Here is a 22,404-nt window from a genome sequence, read left to right on the forward strand (position 1 = left end):
CATGAACGACCTGAGAGAACCCTGGCCGCTGACCGACGAACAGCGTGCTGTCGTAAACCTGTGCCGTGACTTCGCCCGCAACGAGATCCGGCCGCGCGGCCGCGAGGTGGACGAGGCGGACGTCGAGACGCCCGTCGGCCTGTGGCGCGCCGCCGCGAAGGTCGGCATCACTGACTTCATGCTCCCCGACGAACTGGGCGGCGGAGGCTTCACCGACGTCTTCACCCAGTGCCTGGTGCAGGAGGAGCTCTGCTTCGGCGACCCCGGCATCGGCAACCTGCTCTGCTCGAACGGGTTCTTCGCCGACCCGTTGCTGGCCCTCGGCACCAAGGAGCAGAAGGAGCGCTGGCTGGGTCCCCTGGTCGGCCCGGACGCGCCCATGACGTCGCTGGCCACCACCGAACCAGGCTCCGGATCCGACGCCGCCTCCATCACCACCACCGCCAGGAAGGTGGCGGGCGGCTATCTCCTGAACGGGCAGAAGGCGTGGATCTCCAACGCCGGAGCAGCCAGCTTCTACGTCGTCTTCGCCAAGACCGATCCCACCCTGCGGTCGCGGGGCGTCAGCGCCTTCCTGCTGCGCGCCGGCACCGACGGACTGAGCGTCGGCGAACCCATGCGAAAGATGGGCCAGCGCGCCATCGTCTGCCGGGAGGTGTTCCTCAGCGACGTCTTCGTCCCCGAGGAGGACCGGCTGGGTGCAGAAGGGGAAGGGTTCACCGGGCTGATGCGCACTTTCGACATCTCCCGCATCGTCCTGGGCGCCGCCGCGGTCGGAGCGGCCCGCGCGGCCTACGAGTACGCTCGTGACTACGCCCGAACCCGGGAACAGTTCGGCAAGCCGATCATCGAGCACCAGGCGGTCGCCTTCCGCCTGGCCGACATGGCCAACCGCATCCACGCCGCACGGTTGCAGGTCCTGCACGCCGCGCGGGTCGTCGACGCGGGCGGGGACGTCACCGGACTGGCCGCCATGGCCAAGCTGACGGCGTCGGAGGCGGCCATGTTCTGCACCTGGGCAGGGCTGCAGACGATGGGCGGCTGGGGCTACTCGCGCGAATATCCCATGGAGCAGTGGATGCGGGACGCGAAGCTGGAGGAGATCGAGGAGGGCACCTCCGACATCATGAGGCTCGTCATCTCCCGCAACCTCCCTTGAGCCGGACAAGCATCTGACCGGCAATCGCTCGGTCACGATGAGCAGTTGCCGCCCAGTGTCCTCCTCGCTGATCAGACACTTCACCGCCTGCGTACTGGGCGGTGTAGCGATGTCCGAGCAGAGGAGGGACCGCATGCATGCGGACACCCCGCCGACGGCCCCGGGGCCCCGGTGTGAGGAACCGCCGGGACCCGTGGGGCCGCGCACGGCGTCCTCCGATGAGGGGTCCGTGCCGGCCGTCAAGGCCGCCCTGCTGCTCCTGGAGGGTGGGCACCTCGCGTCCTGGACGCACGCGGACATCTCGACGCCGGGGAGCCGGGTACCGGAAGGTCTCGACCTGTGGCTGCGCACGACCCCATACGGCCTCCTCACCACCCCACGACACGAAACCGGCACTGGTCGAGCCGCCGAATCCGGTGCCGCACCCAGTGCCGGGTCTGCCTTGAGCGCCATGTTCGGATCCGGTGTCGAGTCCAGCGCCGGTGCTGGCGCCGGGTCGGACGCCGGCGCCGGGCCTGGATTCGGCACGGGACCCAGCGGCGGGCGGGCGGTGCGGCTGCCCCGGTCCTACCGCCGGCTGGTGCAGTGTCTGGCCGTACTCGACGAGGAGGTGCCGCTCCAGTGGCTCGGCGAACTCGTCGCGCGAGCACCGGGGCTGGCCTCGGTCGTCGAGGCCGCCGCGGAGGCGGGACTGGTGGTGTGGCACCCCGGTGAGGGCCGGGTGTCGGTGGCCGAACCGATGCGGCCCCTGGTTGTTGCCACGATGAGCGCGTCGGAGACCTGCTTCGCCCACCGATGGGCTGCCCGACACGCCCAGGGCGCCGCCGCCCTGCTGCACCGCGCGGCGGCCGCCTGCGGACCCGACGAGGACCTGGCCCGGCAACTGGACGCGCAGGCACGGCGGCTGGTGGCCGCGGGTAGGCCCATGCAGGCCGCCGAACTCGCACGGCATGCCGCGGACGTGTCGGACGGCTCGGGTCCGGCCGCCCGCCGGACGGCCGACGCGGCCGAGTATGCGCTGCGCGCCCACGACCTCGCACGGGCCCGCCAGGCGCTCACCCGGCTGGAACCCGACGCTGCCGCCCGACACCGTGCCCTGGCCGGCCGCCTAGCCGTCCTGGAGGGCCGGTTCGTTGAGGGCGCTGCGCGGCTGGGCGAAGCGTGCCGGCAGTTCGGCCCGGCCGACGGCCCCGCCCCGGCGGGCCTGGAGGCGGCGGCCGTGTGGGCCGTCGAGGCCCGATGGCTGGTTGGAACTCCGGTGGCGGAACTGCGCGCATCGCTCGCCCACTGGAACCCCCCGCACTCCGGCGACCCGTACTGGGAGGGCGAACGGCGCTGCCTGGACGCTGTGCTGACCGCCTCCGCGGAGGGGCCCGCCCAGGGGCTGGCGGAGCTGACCGCCGGTGCGCCGTCCGCTCCTCGCCGCACCGCCCAGACCCGGGGGCGGGCAGCCGTCACCGAGGCGTGGCTGCGACTGGAGGCTGGCGACCCCGAGGGCAGCGAGGTGGCGGTGCGTGCCGCTCTCGACACCGCCGTACACGCCGCGGGCAACCCGGTCAGGGAGATGGCTCTGACCGTTCGCGGCCATGCCCTGTGGCTGCGCGGCGCATGGGGCGCGGCCGAGGCGACCGGCCGGATCGTCGCCCGGTCGGCCGTACCGCTGTGGCGGTCGCGGGGACGGCAATTGCTCGACTTGGTCGCGGTGGGCCGCGGCCACGCGCCGACACCGCCCGGGCCTGGCGGTCACGAGCCGGTCGAGCCGTCCGCCCTCGACGCCGCCGCGCGGCTGTTCCACGCGGTCGTCACCGACGAGACCGCCGACGGCACCCGGACCGCTGCCCTGCTCAAGGCGGGCGAACACCGTCTCGGACTGGACGTGCTCTCCGGCCCGCTGCTGCCCTGGCGCAAGGTAGAGCTGGCCCGCGCCGCAGTCACAGCGGGGGACGGTGCCCTCGCCGCCGCACTCCTCGACTCCCTGCGGGCCGAGGCGGCCGGCCTGCCGCCGTGGGTGCGGGCCTGCACGTTCTGGGTGGACGCCCGCGCCACCGCGCTCACCGGCTCCCGCGAGGCCACCGCCCGGCTCTACGCACAGGCCGACGAGGCCGCGGCGTCCTTCGAGTCGGTGGCCCCCTGGTACTACGCCCGATACCAGGCGGACCACGCCGATTTCCTCGCGGCGACGGGCCGTCGCCGCGACGCGGTCGACCGCTACCGCGCGGCCTGGACGGTCGCCGGGCAGATCGACGCCGAGCCGCTGCGCCTGCGGTGCGCCGCCGGGCTGCGCACCTTGCGCGTACCGGGCCGAACCAAGCCGTTCACACTCACCGCCAGGGAGACGGAGGTGGCCCGCCTCGTCAGCGGCGGCCTGACCAACCGCGAGGTGGCCCTCCGCCTGTTCGTCACCCCCGCCTCGGTCGGCTTCCACCTCGGCAACATCTACGGCAAGCTCGGCATCCGCTCCCGCTACGAACTGCGCCAGTGGTGGGCCAGCCGTGACGAGGACCAGACTGCGGACCGCCCGCTCCCGGGGTGAGCACACCCCGGAGCCAACGACAGCGGGTCATCAGGCGCGACCGACGAGCTTCGCGTGCCGGTGGGGATGTCGTGCAGGTCGTTGGCCGGCGTGCGCCGCGTCGCCGTGTCCCCAGCCGCCCGGCGAGCGGTCGATCTCGCTCGCCTCGTGGCGACGGCCGGGACGGCACGAGAACGCCACACGGCCCGTGGGCAGCGTGTGGTCCGGTGCCGCAAGCCGCGAGGGCGGAGACGCGCACCCCCGCGCCCCGGCCTGCGAGGCAATGCCCAACCCGCCTGAGCAATACACCGTGCGTCCGGGGTCGTGACTGCGTACAGGGCCGCACCCCGAGGGATGGGCTTGCGTCCCCTTCCGTGATCCGCTTGCATGGCCAAACCCCGGTGCCCGTCGCTGACGCGGAAAGCGCGGTGGAGCTGGGCTGGTCCCGCCCCGCACACCGGCCCGGCGCCAGTGACGCCGCCCCGCCGGGAGTCCAGAGCCGCATTCCCACGCCGTGCGCATCCCGCCCGTACATCTCCGCAGAGGAGCCACATGCCGCAGACCCGCAAGGCCGACGGACCTGCGGACCGCACCACCCGCACGGTGCTGCCCGCACCCCGGACGCCCTCCCCGCGCGACGCGCCCGTCCTGCACTGGGGTGTGATCGCCCCGGGCGGAATCGCCGCGTCGTTCGTCGGGGCGCTGCGCGCCCACACCAAGCAGCGCATCGTGGCGGTCGGCTCGCGCGACGCCGCGCGGGCCCGCGCCTTTGCCGACCGGTTCGGCATACCGGCGGCTTACGGCAGTTACCCCGAGGTCCTCGACGACGTACGTGTCGACATCGTGTACATCGCCTCACCGCACTCCGAGCACCACGCGCACGCCATGCAGGCCGTCGAAGCCGGCAAGCACGTCCTCGTCGAGAAGGCCTTCACCCGCAACGCGCGCGAGGCCGAGCAGCTCATCGACACCGCCCGCGCCAACGGCGTGCTCTGCATGGAGGCCATGTGGACGCGCTTCCTGCCGCACATCGACGTCGTCCGCCAGGTGCTCGACCTCGGGCTGCTGGGCGAGGTGCGCACGGTGACCGCGGACCACGGTCAATTCATGGACCCAGCCACCGCCCACCGCTTGTTCGCCCCCGGACTGGCCGGCGGAGCCCTGCTGGACCTCGGCGTCTACCCGGTCTCGTTCGCGTCCATGGTGCTCGGCCCGTTCGCCTCACTCACCACCGTCGGGGACACCACCGCCACCGGCGTCGACGGGCAGGTGTCGGTCGTCGTCACCAACGAAGCCGGTGCGCACGGCGTGCTCAATACCTCGCTGTACGCCACCACCCCGACCACCGCCTCGATCTCGGGAACGCGCGCACGGCTGGAGATCGAGGGCGCCTTCTATGCCCCGGCGGCGGTGCGCCTGATCGGGCGGTCAGGCGAACTGCTCGGCCGTCACGTCCCCGACCGGCGCGACGGGGGTTTGTGCTACGAGGCCGCCGAAGCGGCCAGGTGCGTGGCCGCCGGCAGGACTGAGTCGGACCTCATGCCCCTCGACGAGACACTGCGCGTCATGCGGGCCCTCGACCGGATCCGCGCCGACTTGGGCGTGACGTTCCCCGGCGAGTAACCCGGCGTCTACCACACCCCGAGAGCCACCGTCCCCCACTCTGAGGAGCGGCAACCCCAATGACCACGAACCACATCAAGGGCCGGAGCGTCCTCTTCATCGGCGGTACGGGAGTGATCAGCTCGGCATGCGCCGCACGCGCCGCCGAACTCGGCGCCGAGGTACACCTGCTCAACCGGAGTGTCTCCACCGCGCGGCCGGCGCCCGAGGGCGCCACTGTCATCACGGCCGACGTCCGAGACAGTGCCCGGGTGCACGCGGCCCTAAGCGGCCGGGAGTTCGATGTCGTCGTGGACTTCCTGGGCTTCACCACCGAGCATGTCGCCCGGTCCGTCGACCTGTTCGCCGGGCGCACCGGCCAGTACATGTTCATCGCCACGGCCGCCGCCTACGAGCGGCCCGCCACGCGGGTCCCGGTCCCCGAGACGGCGCGGCTGCACAACCCGCACTCCGCCTACGCCCGGAACAAGATCGGCTGCGAGGAATTGCTCGCTCGGGTCCACCGAGACCGAGGCCTTCCGGTCACCGTCGTACGGCCCTCCCACACCTACGACCGTACCGCCGTGCCCTTCGACGGTGGCTGGACCGTGGTGGAGCGGATGCGGCAGGGCAAGGAGGTGATGGTCCACGGCGACGGCACCTCCCTCTGGACCCTGACCCACCACACCGACTTCGCGCTGGGCTTGACGGGGCTCCTCAGCAACCCCGGGGCGCTGGGGGAGACCTTTCACATCACCAGCGACGAGGTGCTGAGCTGGGACCGGATCCACCGGATCGTGGCCGCGGCCGCCGGCGTGGACGAGCCGCGGCTGGTGCACGTGCCCTCCGACGCGATCGCCGCCGCCGACCCGGCCTGGGGTGAGGACCTCCTGGGCGACAAGGCCCACTCGATGGTGTTCGACAACACCAAGATTCGTCGACTCGTGCCGGAGTTCACGGCGTCCGTGCCCTTCGCGCAGGGCGCCCGGGAGATCGTCACCTGGTACGACGAGGACCCCGCCCGTCGTGTCGTGGACACCCGACGCGAGGCGATCATGGAGCAGCTGATCGAGGCACACCGGCCCCGCTGACAGGGCTGGCGCGCCCAGGGCGCCGGGCCGCGACGTCCGGGCAGGGCACACCCGGACGCCTCCGCTGTCAGCGGGTGATGACGACGAGCGATGTCAGCGCTGTAAGGCGATCGCCGAGATCCCGAGCACGAGTCTTCGGGGCACCGATCTGCGGCCCCACGTTCACACGTTGCTCCCTCCGGGCGCGCTCACCCAGGGCGACCAGGGACCCGAGCGGCCGGTGGCCTCCCTTGCGCCCCGAGGCACCTGGCGGGCCTGAGACGAAGCACGCCGGACGGGGCGGGCACAGCTGCCGCTTGTCCCTCCTTCGCGCTCCAAGTGCTCGTGAGTGGCGAGCAGTTCCCCAGACCGGGCCCGGACGCCCTCCCACGCTGCAGGGCCCCTGACCGTGCGGAAACCGTCCGACCGGTCTTTCCACCGTGCGGAAGGCGCCTCCGGCACACGAGGCTGGAGCTGGGCTGCGATGTCCTGGTGTGGCACGGTGGTCCGGGACTTCGCCGTGATCCCCGCGCGGCGAAGTCCCCGGCCCGCGGTGCTCACGCCGCCGACCGCGCGGGTCGGGGCAACCGTCAGGACGTCGTACGGCGACTGGGCGACGGGAACGCGCGCGAGCCGGGGACCCGCCTCGACGAGCGACCACATCCCCCCAGGAGAAACGACGTGCCCCAGTTCGGGTGCCGGCTCCCCCACACCGCCGGCCCTGCCACCCCGCCCCCCGCCTCCTACCCGGGCGGGACGGGACCGAGCGACCGTGATCTGGTGCGCGCGGCGTTCGCGCCGTCCGCCACCGCGGACCCGCTCGACCAGGAGACGGCCGCCAGGGAACTGGCCAACCGCCACGACGTCGCGGTGACTGCCTACGCGGCCCGGTGCACCACGACCACGGCCGCCGCCGAACTGCTCCGCGCTTCCGCCCAGCGCGCGGCGGCACAGTCGTTCTTGCAGGACGACGACAGCGCATGGCGGCCTCACCTGCTCAACATGGTCCTGCACACGGCCGCCACGTGGAGCGGTGCGGATGCCCGCCGCCACCTCGTCCCCGACCTGCTCACCTGGCTGGAAGGCAACCACGGGGAGATACCCGTCCCGGTGCCGACGGACGACGGCACCGGGGGCGTACCGCTGCTCGTCGCGGCGTTCCGCGGACTGCCCGGCCGACTGCAGGCTGTGCTGTGGCACGTCCTCGTCGAGGGGGAGGACCTCGCCCTGGCCGCGCGCTGCACCGGCAGCTCCACCACCGTCGTGCGGCGGTGGAGCGAGATCGCGGAGGCTGAGTTCCGTGCCGTGTACGGGTGGATGCATGAGGAGTCCGTGTCACCCGGGTGCCGCCCCTACAGCCGTCTAGTGCTGACGACGGCCCGAACGGGACTCGACCGCCCGGTGCGGGACGCCGGCGAACTGACGGCACATGTACGGGGCTGCACGGACTGCGCAAGGGCGTCTCGCGATCTGATGCGGCTGCACACGGGGCAGTGGGCACCGCTGCTGGCTCAGGAGCTGCTCCCCTGGGGCGGACAGCAGTACCGCCAGGAGCGCGCGGGACAGCGGCTGCTACCCGCGGCCCGCGCCGCCGCCGGGGCGCACCGGCCCGTTCCCTGGCGCGGCGAGCGGCGCCTGTGGTGGGCCGCCCTGGCCGTCGCCACAGTCCTGGCCGTGACCGGCGTGGGACTGATGGCCACCCGCTCCCCGGACCCGGTTGCCACGACCCGCACGGCCCGGACGGGGGAGCACTCGGACAAGTGGCACCAGTTCCCGCGGCCCGCTGCCCCGCAGCCCGGCGATCTCATCGACATTCCTTCCTCCACCCCGCCATCCGGACCCGAACCCTCCCCGTCATCCCGTGCGGGCCGGCCGTCCTCGTCGGGGAAACCCCGCACGCCCGCCCGCCTTGACCTCGCGCAGGCCCGGTTGCGCTGGGACTTCCGCACCTGGGGAGCCCGGCCAAGGGACACATCGTCGTTCGGCCGGCCGGGCGAGTACCACGGCTACGTCGACTGGCGGCCGGACCGCGAAGGCTCAGTCTGGTTCGATGGCAAGAGCCATGTCCGGACCACCCGGGCCGTGCTGGACACCTCCCGTAGTTTCACGGTTTCGGCCTGGGCACGGCCGGAACCCGGCGGCGGGACCTACACCGTCGCGGCACAGGACGGAACGAATGTCAGTGGGTTCCTCCTGCAGTACTCCGGCGCCGAGAACCGCTGGCGCATGACCATGGGCGGCGCGGATTCCCCGAACGCGGCGTGGGACGCAGTCCGCTCCGCCGGCCCGGTCGCGGTGAACGGCTGGCAGCACCTCACCGGCGTGTACGACGCCGACAAGCGGCAGCTGCGGCTGTATGTCAACGGCACGCTTCAGAGCACCGGCAGCCACACCACCACCTGGCGGGCCGACGGGCCCTTCACCGTGGGACGCGGCCAACGCGGCGGTACCGGCGTCGACCTGTTCCAGGGCTACCTGGACGACGTACGGGTCTTCCAGGAAGCCCTCGGCCCCGCGCAGATCAAGGACCTCGTCTCCGCCGCGCACAACCGCTGACCCCGCCGGGCAACCGGACGCGCGCTCACCGGGACATGGCCTTCATGTAAGAGGCCCAGATCCTTCCAGGCAGCCGCTGCGCGCTGGCCCGCCCGGTCCCCCCGGTGCCGGCCAGCGGCAGCAGGGCCTTGCCGGGTTCGGCGCGGAACAGCGTGACTGCGGTGGCCAGGTCGTCTCCGTAGCCAGCGAACCAGGCGACCCGCTGAGTCTCCCGGTCGCCCGTGGCCATGCCGGCGAGGCGGCCACCCGGGCCCGTCGTGTCCGCGGCCGCGTCACGCAGCACCGAGGTCACCTGCCGGGCGACGGTCTCGTCCATGGCCCTGCTGCCGCGCGGCCGGGAGAACCCCGCCAGCCGTTCCCCCCTGCGCAGCACCTTCGTCACCGAGTACGGCTCGTGCCGCGTCCCACCATGGGCGAGCGTGGCATAGGCGGTGGCGACCCGGATGGTGCTGGGCGATGACGTACCGAGCGGGAATTCCGCGTCGAGCGGTGCCATGGTGCCGCGCAGCATCCCCGCGTCGACGGCCAGCCGTCGCACCTGCTTCAGGCCCGTGTCGGCGCCCAGGCGCCGGAAAGTCACATTGGCGGAGGAGACCAGCGCCTGCCGCAGCGTCGGAAAATCAGAGGTCGGGGCCGGGGCCGTACCCGGCCGGCCCGGGACGGCCGGCAGCCCGCCCAGACGGAATGCCCCGGCGGCGTCGTAGTGGCTCTCGGGCGAGAAGCGCAAGACCCTGCCGCTCTTCGTGCGGACGCCGTACTGCATCCCGGCGGCCAGCACGAACGGCTTGAACACCGAACCCGCCGGGACACCGGCCGTGTCGGCGTTGTTGGTGAACTGCCTCAGTGCGTCGGCACCTCCGTGGACCGCGACTATCGCGCCGTCACCCGGCCGCACGGACGCCGCCCCCACCTGCACATGCCGGTCCTTCGCGCGCCGGGCGGGGCGGATCTCGCGCAGGGCGTCCTCGACGGACCGCCCCAGCCGCCGCATAGCGTTCCTCTCGAATGTGGTGTGGATCTGGTAGCCGCCCTGGTCGAGTTCGGCATCGGTGAGCCCGGTCCGCTTCTTGACGTACCGCTTGGCTAGGTCAACCAGATAGCCGGTCTGGCCGCCGAGATTGGTGGCCAGAGTTTGCCGGCGCGGCATGGGAAATTTCGTGTAGCGCGAGCGTTCCGCGCGATTCATCATGCCCAGTGCGACCTCGCGGTCCAGGATCCACGCCCAGCGCTCCTCGGCCCGCCGCCGCTGTGCCTCACCCTGGAACGGGTCGAACTCGTTGCCGCCCTTGAGCAGCGCCGCGAGGAAGGCGCCCTGAGAGGGGTCAAGCTGCTCGACGTCCACGTCGTAGTACGCGTTGGCCGCCGCCTGGATGCCGTAGGAACCGCGGCCGAACCAGCTGGTGTTCAGATATCCCTGGAGGATGTCGTCCTTGGAGGTGCCGTTGTCCAGCTTGAGGGAGATGGCCAGTTCCTGCACCTTCCTTGACACGGTCTGATCCTGGGTCAGGTACGTGTTCTTCACATACTGTTGGGTGATGGTGGATCCACCCTGCGTCTCCTGCCCGCGGGCCATGTTGACGATTGCGCGTGCCATGCCGCCGACCGAGACGCCCGAGTCGCTGTAGAAGTCGGCGTTCTCCGCGGCGAGGACTGCATGCCGCACGGATCGGGGCACCTGAGACAGGGGCACGTTGCGCCGGTTCACCGAGCCGACACTGACCATGTGGCTGCCGTCGGCCCAGTAGTAGACGTTGGCCTCATGCCGCACCTCGGTGTTCTGGTCGGGGATGTCGACGTAGAGGTACAAGGCGGCACCGAGCCCCGCAAGCGCGGCTACACCGGCCAGCAGCATGCCGGACACCAACCGCCAGGACGGGAACCAGCGGCGCGGGCCGGACCTGCCGTGGCGGGGGTAGTCGACCCACCGTCGCCTCCTGCGGTGACCACCGCTCCCGGCGCTGCGATGCGGTCGGCCGGCCGGCCTGGGCCTGGACCCCGACGGACGCCGGTGTGCGGTCATGGGCGGTCTCCTCCCTGGTCGTTCCCCAAATGGGTCGCGCGCGTGTGGCGGGCCCGCCCAGGGGAACGGACGGCGCACACCGCTTGACGACGCCGCACGCCGTGACGAACGTCACGCAACGGCGGGCGACGCTGTTGCGTGAGCTTGTCCAGCGAGCGGTAGGCCCGACACACCAAGGGATCGGGCGGTCGCCGTACCGTCCGGCACCCGGCCCGCAACCACCGCCGGTTTCGCGGTTCACTCACCTCGGGTGAGCACTCGGCGCCAGCCATAGGCCGACACGAAGTTGCTCCATTTAGCGGCCATCGACATGCGCGCACGGCACCGCGTGCGTAGCATGCTCGCTCATGACGGCGCAGTCGGGGATCGTGGGACGCGACGACGAACTGGCGCGATTGCTCCACATCGCGGACCGGGCTCGCCATCAGGAAGCACAAGTCGTCTTCCTCTCCGGACCGGCCGGTATCGGCAAAACCACCTTCACAGCGGCCTTCTGCCGCAAGATCCCGGACTTCCGCGTGCTGAGCGTCACGGGCGTGCCGACCGAACGGCTCATCAAGTACGCCGCGCTCAACCGGATGATCCAGAATGCCCGCGGCGGACTACCTCTGGATCAGCGCCGGGCCAACCTCGTGCCGGAAACCAGCAGCGTCATGGCCGCAGGTGGCGCACTCATCAACGTACTCGACGACTTCCGGGGGGACAGTCCCACGGCCCTGGTGATCGAGGATGCCCACTGGGTCGATGCGAGTTCGCTCCAGGCCATCGGGTTCGCGGTGCTGCGGATGATGCACGATCACCTCCTCTCTCTGGTCGTCACCGAGCAGGTTCGCCGCACCAAGAGCGACTTGGGTTTCACCGGAAGCATCAAGGGTGTCACCCAGCTCGAGCTCGGCGGTCTTTCCCCGCAAGCCGTGCAGGAGTACCTGGCCGCGCGGGGACACCCGGCCGTGCCCGAATCCCAGCTGCTGCGGATCAGCCGGTGGAGCGACGGCAATCCGCTGTACCTCAAAGCGCTCCTCTCCGCGTCGGAGGGCGGCTCGCTGCCCGACCGGCCGACGCTGACCGAGATGCCGCCGTCGCTGGCCGAGGCGGTGCGGGAATGGTCCCGCTCCTTCCCCCCGGCCGGACGGCTGCTGCTCGACGTGCTGGCAGTGCTGGACGCCCCTGCGACCGTTCCGCTGCTGCAGCGGTTGACCCAGGACGACAACGTGCTCCAGCACATTGACGATCTGGTGACGGCGGGCGCGGTCACCTGGCGTGACGAGGCTGGGGAACCGAGCCTGCACCTCATCCATTCCGGCCAGCGCGACGCGTTGTACTCCTCCCTTTCCCTGCCCGAGCGCAGAAAGCTGCACCGCGCGGCCGCCGAGAACGTTGCTCCGCCACGGCGATGGCGCCATCGCGTCGCAGCCCTGACCTCCTACGACGCGGAACTTGCGGACCGGCTGGGCCGAGACGCGAAGCGGGAGTCCGCCGCAGGGGACCTGTCGCTCGCGGCGCAGTACCTCCTGGCGGTGTCGGTCATCTCCCCTGACCCTGACACCCGCGGCGCGGCTCTGCTGCAGGCGGTGCGGCTTCTCGTCGTCAGCGGGCAGTACGCCGCCGCCCTGGCCTACGCCTCACGCGTCGAGGCCCGCTCGGCGTCACCCCACAAGCAGGAAGCCCTCGGCTTCCTCGAATACGCCCGGGGACGCGATGTCAGTGCGGCGGAGTATCTTCGCTTGGCCCGGGACGGTTTCGCCGGAGTCGACGAGGAGGCGGCGGCCCGCGCTGCGGGCGACCTGGCAACTCTGCAACGTTCCCTCGGCCTGGGCGAGCAGTCCGCCCGCTCCGCCCGGTACGCCCTGGCCCGGACCTCCGATCCGATGGTCATCGGCGAGGCCTGGGCCAACCTCGCCTACGGGGCAGCCCTATCGCACGGCCCGGCTGAAGGGCTTCGGCTGCTGACCCATCTCAGGCCGAACCCGGCGGACGTTGCGCCAGCAGACCTGGACGCGCTCACGTGCCGGGGCATTCTCAGAGGCCTGTCCGGGCAACTGGTCCAAGCTTTGTCGGACCTGCGCGTGATGGCCCGCACGACCGCCCCAGGACTCACCCGGCGCACCAACTTCGCCGCCAGGGTGCATGCCGCCACGTGTCACTTCCTGCTGGGGGAGTGGGAGGAGGCCCGGCGCACCGTGTCGCTGGCGTTCGACGAGGCCCAGGTCTCCGGGCGAGACGTGGACTTCGGGATGCTCCACACCATGAGCGCCACTCTCTACGCGTGCCGGGGGCGCTGGGAGGCGGTGGCTGCCGACCTAACCGCGGCCGAGGCCATCGCCAGGAACACGGACTTCTCCGCACCTGCCTTCCATGTGCTGCAGTCCGCCGGCCTCGCCGCGTTCCTGCGGCAGGACTGGCCGGAGGCAGTGACACGGATGCGAAGGGCGCAAGACGACTCAGCGAACGTCGGGCGGATCTCCCTCTACGGGACGTGGTTCCTTCCTCTCCTGGGAGTCGCCTGCGCTCGCGCCGGCCGATTGCCATGGGCCGAGGAAGCACTGACGGCACTGGAGGAGATCGAACCGACGGGAGCCATGCCGGTCGTTGCGCGACAGTGGCTGCTGGGCACCATCCTCCACGCCCGGGGTGAGACTCACCAGGCGGTCCGGGCCTACCGCGACGGTCTCGCCGAACCGCCCGTCGGTGGCGAGCCGCTGGTCCATCGCTCCCTGCTGCGCTACGACTTCGGCCGTGCGCTGATTGAGCTGGGCGACACCGGTGAGGCCCGGACCCACCTGACGGCGGCGGAGCGAACATTCCGCGGGCTCCAAGCTCAGCCATGGCTCGAACAGTGCCTCGCCCTGAGCAGCGAGGACGCCGCGCCGGACCGGACGGCGGAAGCGGAGCGATTCTGGAGCGAGCTGACCGACCGTGAAAAGGACACGGCCCGACTGGTAGCGCGCGGTTGGACGAACCGCGAGATCGCGAAGGAGCTGTATCTCAGTACCAAGACCGTGGAGTATTACCTGGGGAAGATGTACGCCAAAGGGCAGCTGCGGAACCGGCGTCAACTGCGTGATCTCGTACAGGCTTTGACCGCCTGAGCTGTCAGCTCGTGCCGGTCACGTCACGGCACCGCATGTGTCGTGACCGCGCCATACGCAAGGGGCAGGCCATGGGGCGCGGCCAGGGTGTTTGTCTGACTGGAGCTCCGGTGCTCTTCTCGGGGTGTATCGGACACCGTCTCCGCGCGTCTCCCAGGGCCACTGTCCGCTCCGGACAGCACCTCGAGGGCGAGCCGAAGCGCATCGCCGCAGGACGCCCTGTGAGCGGTTCGAGACGGTGACGCAGATCTGCCGCTCCTCGACCCGGTTGGTTCCGTCCTGGAAGGCGCGGCTCCATCTTGAGGTGGCCCAACCAGAACGCAGGTGCCGGATCCCCAGCGTATCCCTCCCGCTCTGACGGCGGGAGCATGGGGGACTCGGCCTTCGCTTCGGCCCTTGCCCTCCGTCCCTCTTCGCGCAGGTGACAGGGGTTGGAGCGCAGGCGTAGGGACCGAAGGGACCGTGTCATCGATATAGGTGCCCGGTAAGGAAGCAAGCCTTTGGAGTCTCGGTCGGCTGTCGCCGCGACGCCCAGCCACCGCCATGACTCGCCGTGGATCCGGACAGTACCCCGCTGCCTGAAGCTGAGGGCCGTCGGACCTATTCGAAGACTTTGGTCGCCGGAGTCGCACCCGCCCGGGGGACAGTCCGCCGTGCCGGCCGTCCTGCGAAGGACGGCGATGCGGCCCAGCGGCGACACGACCGGGGACCGGACCGCTCATGTCGGGTGAGCAGGCGCACTTCGCCACTGCCCTACCCGATAGCCGAACCAACTGACGCCTCGGTCAATAAAAGTCGTGCCTGACGTTGACAGGGAGCTCCGCCGCGTGCAGGCTTTCGGCCAATCGAGGGCGGTTTCGGCCGATGCTGGTGATCCGCTCACAGCGGCGTGACGCTCCACCGGGGCATCCCGCCTATCCGCTCCGACCCCCGAGGTGCCTCGCTCTCACCTCCCCTTCGGCAGTTGCACGAGAGGACGGCCATGGCCGGACCGCTGCACATCCCGACCCGACGACTCGTCCTGGCCACCGGCGCGGCCGGAGCGGCAGGCGCCTTCCTCAGCGGCTGCACCGGAGAGGCACGGCCTGTACGGTCCGGCCCCCTCGCCGACGTCCCGGCCTGGGCCCCCGGCCCAGGTGCCGATCCCCCCGGCGCCCGCCGCAAGGGCAAGGTGATCACGGCCTGGGCGACGGAAGCCCAGTCATACGACCCCGCGATCGGCTGGGACCTGCACAGCTGGGAGGCCATCTCGACCGTTCTGCACTCCCCGCTCTACCACTATCGCGACCAGTACGACGGGCCAGCCCCCCACGCCGCCGCGGGCATGCCGACGGTGTCCCGGGACGGCCGCGTATACACGATCCCGCTGCGCCGCGACGTGCGCTTCCACAATGGCCGGCCGGTCACCGCGCAGGACTACATCAACAGCTGGACCCGCATCCTCGACCCCGACCTCGCCTCCTGGGCCGCGAGCTTCCTGTTCACGATCGAGGGCGCGCAGGCCGTCTACGAGAAGAAGGCCGAAACGGTCAGCGGGTTGAGGGCCCTCGACTCCCACACCCTGCGCATCCGGCTGACTGAACCGGATGTCCTCATGCTGGCCCTGCTCTGCCAGCCCTACACCGCCGCCCTGCCGGCCGAGGAGATCCGCCGCCTCGGCAACTCCTTCGGCCGCACGCCCATCGGCACCGGCCCCTACCGGATCATTCGTTATGACAGCAAACGCCAGCGGGCCACGTTCCGCCGCTACGAGAAGTACTTCTGGCGCGGCACCCCGCTCGTCGACACCGTCGAGTTTCGCTGGGGCATCGACTATTCGATGCAGTCACTACAGCTCAACGCCGGCAGCATCGACATTCTCGGCGAGGGGCTGGTGGCCAGCCAGGCGCCGAAGTTCACCGCCGACCGCAGCACCCGCGAGCGGTTTGTCCACCCCGTGCCGGTCCGCGGCAGCCAATGGCTGGCCCTCAACCTCAAACGCCCGGAACTGCGCGACCGGCGCGTACGGCAGGCCCTGAACTGGGCGGTCGACCGCGAACAGCTCATGCGCGTCACCTTCGGGCTGGCCGATCCCTGGGGTTGCCCCTTCCCTGAGAAACTGGACCGGTACCGGCGTACGGCGAAGCCCTACACCTATGACCCGGACCGAGCCCGTGCCCTGCTGCGCGAGGCCGGGGTCGGACGCCTGAGACTGGACTTCCCGCACGGCAGCCAGGACCCCTGGCCGCTGCTCGCCCAGGTGCTGCAACAGCAATTCGCCGAAGTGGGCGTGGACATCGAGCTGCGCGGCATGGGCCAGACGGCCTTCGACCAAATCACGGCTGAAGGGGAAGGCGACATCTACGGACGGCACATGTACATCACGCTGAACAGCGCCCTGGAAAACGTCTCCTCCAACTACACCACCGGCGCCTCGTACAACTACGGCGGCTACAAGAACAAGGTCGTCGACGAGCTCACCGCCAAGGCCCGAACGGCACGCACCCTGGAGGCCTCCAACGCTTACCTCGCCCAGGTCGAGGAGGAGCTCGTCCGAGACGCCGCCGGGGTGTACGTCGGCAGCATGCGGTTCCTCGCCGCTCGCAGGCCGGAGATCCACAACTACCAGATGCGCGGGGAATCCGGCTCCTACTACGACCGGATGTGGCTCGGGGCGGCCTGACGACGACCGAACGCGGGAGTGACGAGTTGGCCCTTCCCTGCCCGCAGCGCCCGGCCCCGCTCCTTGCCACGGGTTCAGCAGCACACCGAGGTTGTGCTGGAAAGCGGCGAGCCGCAGGTGAAGCGCACGCGTGCACCAGCGGAACATTGCAGACGCGTGAATCAGTGCTCGCTTTCCGGCTCGTCATACAGGCGCTGGTAGTTGTCCCAGCCCGGCGGCGGAGCGGACAGCTCGATGTGGCCGGCGCGGAGGCTGGCGAGCCTCAGGACCAGCATCCAGCGCCGCGCGTGGGCGTCCTCGGCGATGCGGCGCAGGCAGCCACTGAACAGCCAGCGGCCGCTCCGTCAGCTCCTCGGCCTGCACGTCGCCGACGGTCACCTGCTGGCGCGGCGTGAGCGAACGGCCTCGGCGATGCCGATGGCGCACAGCCGTTGCAGAAGCTAGACCGCTGCGCCCGCATAGCGCAGGATCGCCTCCTCGAGCTCCTCGACCGACAGCTCGTCGAACGATGTGGCCTTGTCCGCCGGATTCAAAGGGAACTCGGCCTTCGAGGAACGGGGTTCGGCGGCGGAGCCGTCCACTGGCAGTCCGAGTCCGACGAGTGCGTGGTAGCGCTCCACCCGAGTCGCCGCGTCGTACGGGGACAGCTGCTCGTGAGCGATGGCGTACACCTGGGCGTCAATATCATTGGCATGGACGTAGAACTGGTCGCGAAAGTACTCCCAGTGCGCCTGCGAACCGTCGTAGGCCGCCCAGTCCGCACCGTGGCTCGTGATCAGTCGGGCCCATCCGGCCTCGACCCTATGGGCCGCGACCTGCTCGTCGGTGAGGGCGGCGAGGTACCCGACCAGCTCGGCCCCGTAGGTACGCGCCGCGTACTCGACGAACCGGTGGACGACGTCAGACGGCAGTCCGGCCTGCGCTGTCCAGGCGGTGAACCGCTGGACGAATGTGTCCCAGTCCTGGGCAGGGCCGCAGCGCTCCGCCTCCTCGAACCCGCGAAGCGTGGCCAGCCAGTACCCGGCGTCGGCGCCGTTGAGTTCCAGCGTGTCCAGTGCCGCGCTGATCGTCTCGTCCACGTGATTTCCCTCTTTGCTCGGGCGCTTGGATGTACTCCATTGGTAACGGAAGAGTCGCGCAGCCGCGCTGTCCGTTCGGGCGCCTGAACGGGTAGTCCACCGGCCCCCGGAGCGGCCTGGATGTCCCACGGCATCCACGCGCGTACGACTTAGCGTGGACCTAATCAGTCTTCAGAATGTGGGGCACGCATGACGATCACCGTCGGGACCACGGTATTTGGCGGTCCGAACCCGACGTCACCGGGACAGCAGGTGAAGGCCCTCGTGGACGCCCTCGTCGCGGCAGGCATCAAGTTGGGCCCCTACGGCAACATCCTGGCCCGCTGGATCAAGGACGCCAAGGACTATCAGTTCACGGACTACGCCGCACTCGCTTCGGCTCTGGCGGGAGCCGAAGCGATAGGAGCGCAGCGCAACGCCGTAGGCGACAGGCGGGAGGCCGACGCATGCAAGGTCGTCAACGCCTGGGTGGGTCGGAGCGGCGGACCGGCGCCGGCCTGGGCCGTCGATTTTTATGACCTGCCCCCCGGGGGCCAGGACCCGACCGTGTGGGCCAGGCAGGCCGACAACAGCCGCGACCGCAAAGCGGCGCCCGTCAAGGCCGACATCTGGGCCGAGGACCTTCTCGGCATCGTCGGCGGTGGCGCCAAGGACGTAAGGATCCAGGACTTCGCACGGGTCTGCAAGGAACTGAAGGTCGTGTGCGACAGCCACGGCATTCGCCCGGTCGTGTTCGCCGGATTCGGCGCGAACGACTCGCGGGACAAGGCGGCCGCCGCCGTCGGAGCCAACAACACCTATGTACAGGACGAACAAGATGGCCCCTGGCGGCTCATGAGCAACCCGGTGCCGTCGTCCTCCACCTTGCCGTGACAACCGGATTTGGTGGCCCGTGGCGTGTAGGTGTGAAGGAGCAACGATCGCAGACGTCGCCCGAGCGGCGCTGGACCGACTGCGACCTGAGCCGGTTGGTGCCGAGAGAGCTGCCCCTTTCCTTCACTTCAGCCGACGCGCGCCGGATTGAGGAGGGGAGGCGGCGCACCCAATCCACATCGAACTGAGCATCGGAATCTGCTTCGTGATCGCGGATGGGGGTCGTGGCGGCCAAACTGCTCCCGCCGCGCGACCTGCGCGGTCTTGGGATGCCTATCCGTCCGTACTGACCATCGTGAACGCGGCCGTCGCCATCCGCGAGGGGATCCTGTTGGACCAGGCGGGTGTTCTCACCCGGACTGGGACTCGTGGCAGGCCCGCTCCCCGTTCGTGCTGATCCTGATCGGCTATGTGTCGTTCTCCGCCGTGCACGACGTGGCGCGGGGCCATACGAAGACCGTCACCGCGGGAAGACGGGCGTGGAGGCGGCCGTCGGCTCGGTACCGGCTTGGCCTTGGGATGGCCGGTGGCGGCCACTTCACCAGCGCCCGCAACCCGTTGATCTCGAAGTGGGCTTGGGCGGTGCAGTCCCGCGACAGCGGAATGTGGACGACGGCCGAGTCCTCTCGCGCAGATGCACGCACAGTGAAGGTGCCGTCACCGGAAGCGGACAAACGAGCTGCGCGAGTCCGACAGGACGTAGCAGGAAGCCTTGCACATGCGGCACCTCCTTGTCTGCAACGGCCGCACCATCCAAGCATCCGGCCTGCGGGGCCCCGGGGGATGCCGAGAAAGAGGGCGGCAGCCTCGACCAGCGCGGCCCGACCGGTTCGCCACCTCATCGGGCAGTCCCGGGCCGGACCACCAGACAGCTTCCGTGCGTTCGCGGCGGTGCCGACCGAGTTCTGGTCGCCGTACCACGACATGTCTCCGCTCACTGAGAGAGTCCAGCAGCCGCTCACCGGCGCCCGCCGCACCGATGTGGCCCAGCCCGCCATGGGTTTCCTCTACGACGACGCCACGGCCGACGCCACATGGGTCCCCTGTTCGACGATGACCCCGGAGCGCCGGGCCTGGCAGCGGCAGCGGCGCCCGTGGCGACGACTTCGGGCTTGCCCGCGCCCACCGTCCAGCAGGACTGCGCCGACGTTGTGGCCGCGTGAGGTCCCGGTCCCCTATCGGGCACGCAGTCGACCGTGTCCGGCTGGCACTCAGATTGACCGCTGGCGCGCCGAAGTTTGAGGGAAATACCCTAACGCCCCAATTAGCCTCTTATGCCAGGCTCAATAGGTAAGCGAAGGAATGGACGGAAAGAGAGTCTGGTGTAAGCCATGCCTGTCCCGCTCGATGCCCTCAGGCCCGCACTCGCGCGCACGGTGAACCTGGCCCACAGCACGCAAGCGGTCCGTTGCGCACGGCGTGCCGTGTCCTTGCACCTCGCTCGTCAGGGCGTCCTCAAGGGCCCGGACGGGGAACGTAGCCAGCAGGCCGAGGACGCCCTGCTTGTTGTGTCCGAGCTGGTGACTAACGCCTGCCGGCACACACCGGGCCCACGGCACCTGGGAATGTTCCTGCGCGGCGGCCGCCTGGTGCTGGAGGTGGGTGACCGGAGCCGGATCGTGCCGCGCCCGGTGGCGCCCGGCGACCGGGGGCCGTGGGGCGGCTTCGGGCTGGGGCTCGTCTCGGAGCTGGTCGACGAATGGACGGTAGTCAGCACCGGCCAGGGCAAAACGATCAGAGTGACGCTCCCTATGGCGGTGTAGCCCCTGTCGTAGCGCGAGGCTCGCCGGGGTTCGTTGATTGCCGGCGGGCTGCCGTTCGTCACCACGTTTGGTTTCGCCGTCCCGTGAAGAAGTCGTCCAGGGCCGGTGACGTGTGGACAGGAACCGCACCTCGACCAGGCTGGCGTTGTCGGGCCGATGGACGGCTCCGCGCGGCACTCTTGCATGCTCCCCGGCGCGCGGGGCGAACGTCCGGTCGTCGACATCGGCCCCGCCGGTCACCGCCTCGTCGATCTTCACCGTCATGGGAGCACCGGTGGGCCCTCGAGGAACCTGCCCTTTCCCGCTGCGATCACCGCCGGATGACTCACGTTCTCGCCGCCCCATGACGCCGCTCGGACCATCGTCACGAGGCAGGGCGGCGAGCGCATGTCAGCCCGGTGCAGGCTCCAGGGCGTGGGGGTGCCGGGCCATGGGTGTGCGGCACCCCGGATTGCCGGGGGAGACAACCCGGGGTGCCGTACCCGTCGTGGAAGCGGGGGCAGTGCCACGACGGAGTCTGGGGCCGAAACGCGTGCCGACCGGTGTCAGCATCCCATTGCCCCGACCGCCCACGGCGCCACGAGCGTCGGGCACCGCGTGTCGCACCTCAACCGTCACATCCGTCACTTGCCCCCCGGCCTGCGGTGATCCGGTCGGGGTCGCCGCATCCGGATACCGCAGGACCGGAAGGTGGAATCGCCACATCGCTCATGTCGCCTGCGTGGTTTCCGTCGGCCGTCTCAGGTCGGCCGCTCGCGCTTGGAGCGCAAGGGCCTATCGATTGGAATTCGCAATGGTCTTCTGCGGCAATGTTGTCGATGCCGACATCTGAGTGTGGGCGGGCACGTGGCTGCCGACCATACTGCCCCGGCCGACGCCTACCGGTCCGTCGTGACGTCACCGCTGGAGTCGACCATACGCAGGACGCCACCGTCGGCCAGGTCGTCCGTCTGGTCGGAGGTGAACAGCGACACGTCGACGCCTCCGTCACGGAGCAGGGTGACCAGCAGTTCGAGGTCGCAGGCGTCGCGCAGGCGGGAGGCGCCGTGCTCGTTCTCGACGTGAGGGCCGCTCGGCACCTCGAGCCCGTCCTGGACGGCGACGAGCACCGGCCTACGGGTCCCACTGAGGCCCCGGACTTCCCAGCGGGGCCGTACCGCGCACCGACGGTGAGCGGTCCAGCGGTCGGAATACGAGGCCGGTTAGGGCAACGGCACCCCTGCCGCCGGTACGTCCGGACTGCCAGGTGACCTCCGCGCCGACGCAGAATCACGGCGCTGAACTGCCACTACTGGCGGCATGGGGAGAGTCGACGCTTGCGACGGGTCCGCGGTCGCGGTCACGCGAAACGGCCCGTGTCCATGCTCGTCTGTTCGTCGGTCGCTGAACGGCACGGCGTGGCGGCCCGTAACTCCGGCCGACGAGCAGTGACCGACCACAGGGAGAAGACCGCGATGTCTCGCAGGCGACGCATGACGCGCACGCACAAGCTCACCCTGACAGGGGGAGCGGCGTTCCTGGCCCTCGGCGCAGTGGCCGTCACCGTGGGCACGAGCCAGGCGACGAGTAAGGCTGCGAGCAAGGCCCCTCAGACAACCCTTCGAGCGGCGAGCCAGGTGTGTGAGGGGTCGACCGTGACGTTCTCGAACGATCCGGCGGGTGCGCCGGCGGCGACGAGTGACCGGTTCGCGGTGGGGACGCGGTTGAAGGTGACGAATCTGGACAACGGCCGTGCGGTGACCGTGCGGGTGGCCGGACCGTCGGGGAGCTGTGCGCTGTTGAACGAGTCGGCGTTCGATGAGGTCCGCGAACCGGGCAAGAACCTGATCCGCAAGGCGAGGATCGAGCGTGTGGGGGATGGGCAGGAGGGCGGTGCCGGGGGTGGTGCGGCGTCGGTCGCGCCTGCGGGGGAGCAGGTGTGTGGGGGGTCGACCGTGACGTTCTCGAACGATCCGGCGGGTGCGCCGGCGGCGACGAGTGACCGGTTCGCGGTGGGGACGCGGTTGAAGGTGACGAATC

12 protein-coding genes and 1 pseudogene are annotated in these 22,404 nt (G+C 70.5%); 9 read left to right on the plus strand and 4 right to left on the minus strand.

Annotation, left to right across the window (positions count from 1 at the left end; genetic code table 11):
• Position 1 precedes the first annotated feature (1 nt).
• The 5 genes from ACZ4M5_RS31965 to ACZ4M5_RS31985 all read left to right on the plus strand — a co-directional run bounded on the left by ACZ4M5_RS31965 (position 2) and on the right by ACZ4M5_RS31985 (position 8,899).
• Positions 2 to 1,159 (plus strand): acyl-CoA dehydrogenase family protein, encoded by a 1,158-nt coding sequence (locus ACZ4M5_RS31965; RefSeq protein WP_467742092.1) that lies wholly within the window; start codon positions 2 to 4, stop codon positions 1,157 to 1,159.
• Between the two features lie 451 nt (positions 1,160 to 1,610).
• The gene (locus ACZ4M5_RS31970; protein WP_467742094.1) at positions 1,611 to 3,692 is read left to right on the plus strand and encodes a helix-turn-helix transcriptional regulator; all 2,082 of its coding nucleotides are present in this window, start codon (positions 1,611 to 1,613) and stop codon (positions 3,690 to 3,692) included.
• 531 nt (positions 3,693 to 4,223) lie between these two features.
• Positions 4,224 to 5,294 carry a Gfo/Idh/MocA family protein gene (locus tag ACZ4M5_RS31975; protein ID WP_467742096.1) on the plus strand — a complete coding sequence of 357 codons (1,071 nt, stop codon included), beginning with the start codon at positions 4,224 to 4,226 and terminating at the stop codon, positions 5,292 to 5,294.
• Between the two features lie 59 nt (positions 5,295 to 5,353).
• Complete coding sequence (locus tag ACZ4M5_RS31980) at positions 5,354 to 6,364, plus strand: NAD-dependent epimerase/dehydratase family protein (protein ID WP_467742098.1); 1,011 nt, start codon at positions 5,354 to 5,356, stop codon at positions 6,362 to 6,364.
• A 660-nt stretch (positions 6,365 to 7,024) separates the two neighbouring features.
• A complete protein-coding gene (locus ACZ4M5_RS31985; protein ID WP_467742100.1) occupies positions 7,025 to 8,899 on the plus strand; it encodes a LamG domain-containing protein in 1,875 nt (624 codons plus the stop codon).
• A gap of 25 nt (positions 8,900 to 8,924) precedes the next feature.
• On the opposite strand, the gene ACZ4M5_RS31990 is transcribed toward ACZ4M5_RS31985, so the two are convergent.
• Complete coding sequence (locus tag ACZ4M5_RS31990) at positions 8,925 to 10,751, minus strand: transglycosylase domain-containing protein (protein WP_467742102.1); 1,827 nt, start codon at positions 10,749 to 10,751, stop codon at positions 8,925 to 8,927.
• 515 nt (positions 10,752 to 11,266) lie between these two features.
• Here ACZ4M5_RS31990 and ACZ4M5_RS31995 point away from each other — a divergent pair.
• Together ACZ4M5_RS31995 and ACZ4M5_RS32000 are read left to right on the plus strand one after the other, a co-directional pair.
• A complete protein-coding gene (locus tag ACZ4M5_RS31995) occupies positions 11,267 to 14,008 on the plus strand; it encodes an AAA family ATPase (protein ID WP_467742104.1) in 2,742 nt (913 codons plus the stop codon).
• Positions 14,009 to 14,990: 982 nt separating this feature from the next.
• A complete protein-coding gene (locus tag ACZ4M5_RS32000) occupies positions 14,991 to 16,670 on the plus strand; it encodes an ABC transporter substrate-binding protein (protein ID WP_467742106.1) in 1,680 nt (559 codons plus the stop codon).
• Between the two features lie 440 nt (positions 16,671 to 17,110).
• On the opposite strand, the gene ACZ4M5_RS32005 is transcribed toward ACZ4M5_RS32000, so the two are convergent.
• The gene (locus ACZ4M5_RS32005; RefSeq protein ID WP_467742108.1) at positions 17,111 to 17,749 is read right to left on the minus strand and encodes a hypothetical protein; all 639 of its coding nucleotides are present in this window, start codon (positions 17,747 to 17,749) and stop codon (positions 17,111 to 17,113) included.
• 189 nt (positions 17,750 to 17,938) lie between these two features.
• Here ACZ4M5_RS32005 and ACZ4M5_RS32010 point away from each other — a divergent pair, with 189 nt between their 5' ends.
• A complete protein-coding gene (locus tag ACZ4M5_RS32010; protein ID WP_467742109.1) occupies positions 17,939 to 18,622 on the plus strand; it encodes a hypothetical protein in 684 nt (227 codons plus the stop codon).
• A 1,283-nt stretch (positions 18,623 to 19,905) separates the two neighbouring features.
• On the opposite strand, the gene ACZ4M5_RS32015 is transcribed toward ACZ4M5_RS32010, so the two are convergent.
• Together ACZ4M5_RS32015 and ACZ4M5_RS32020 are read right to left on the minus strand one after the other, a co-directional pair.
• Positions 19,906 to 20,649 carry a hypothetical protein gene (locus ACZ4M5_RS32015; RefSeq protein WP_467742110.1) on the minus strand — a complete coding sequence of 248 codons (744 nt, stop codon included), beginning with the start codon at positions 20,647 to 20,649 and terminating at the stop codon, positions 19,906 to 19,908.
• 614 nt (positions 20,650 to 21,263) lie between these two features.
• Entirely contained in the window at positions 21,264 to 21,494 is a 231-nt protein-coding gene (locus ACZ4M5_RS32020) for a hypothetical protein (protein ID WP_467742112.1), read from the minus strand.
• A 525-nt stretch (positions 21,495 to 22,019) separates the two neighbouring features.
• On the opposite strand from ACZ4M5_RS32020, the pseudogene ACZ4M5_RS32025 reads away from it, so the two are divergent.
• Positions 22,020 to 22,404: pseudogene (locus ACZ4M5_RS32025) on the plus strand (RlpA-like double-psi beta-barrel domain-containing protein); the annotation flags it as partial.

The sequence above is a fragment of the Streptomyces sp. NPDC026246 genome, assembly GCF_055567995.1.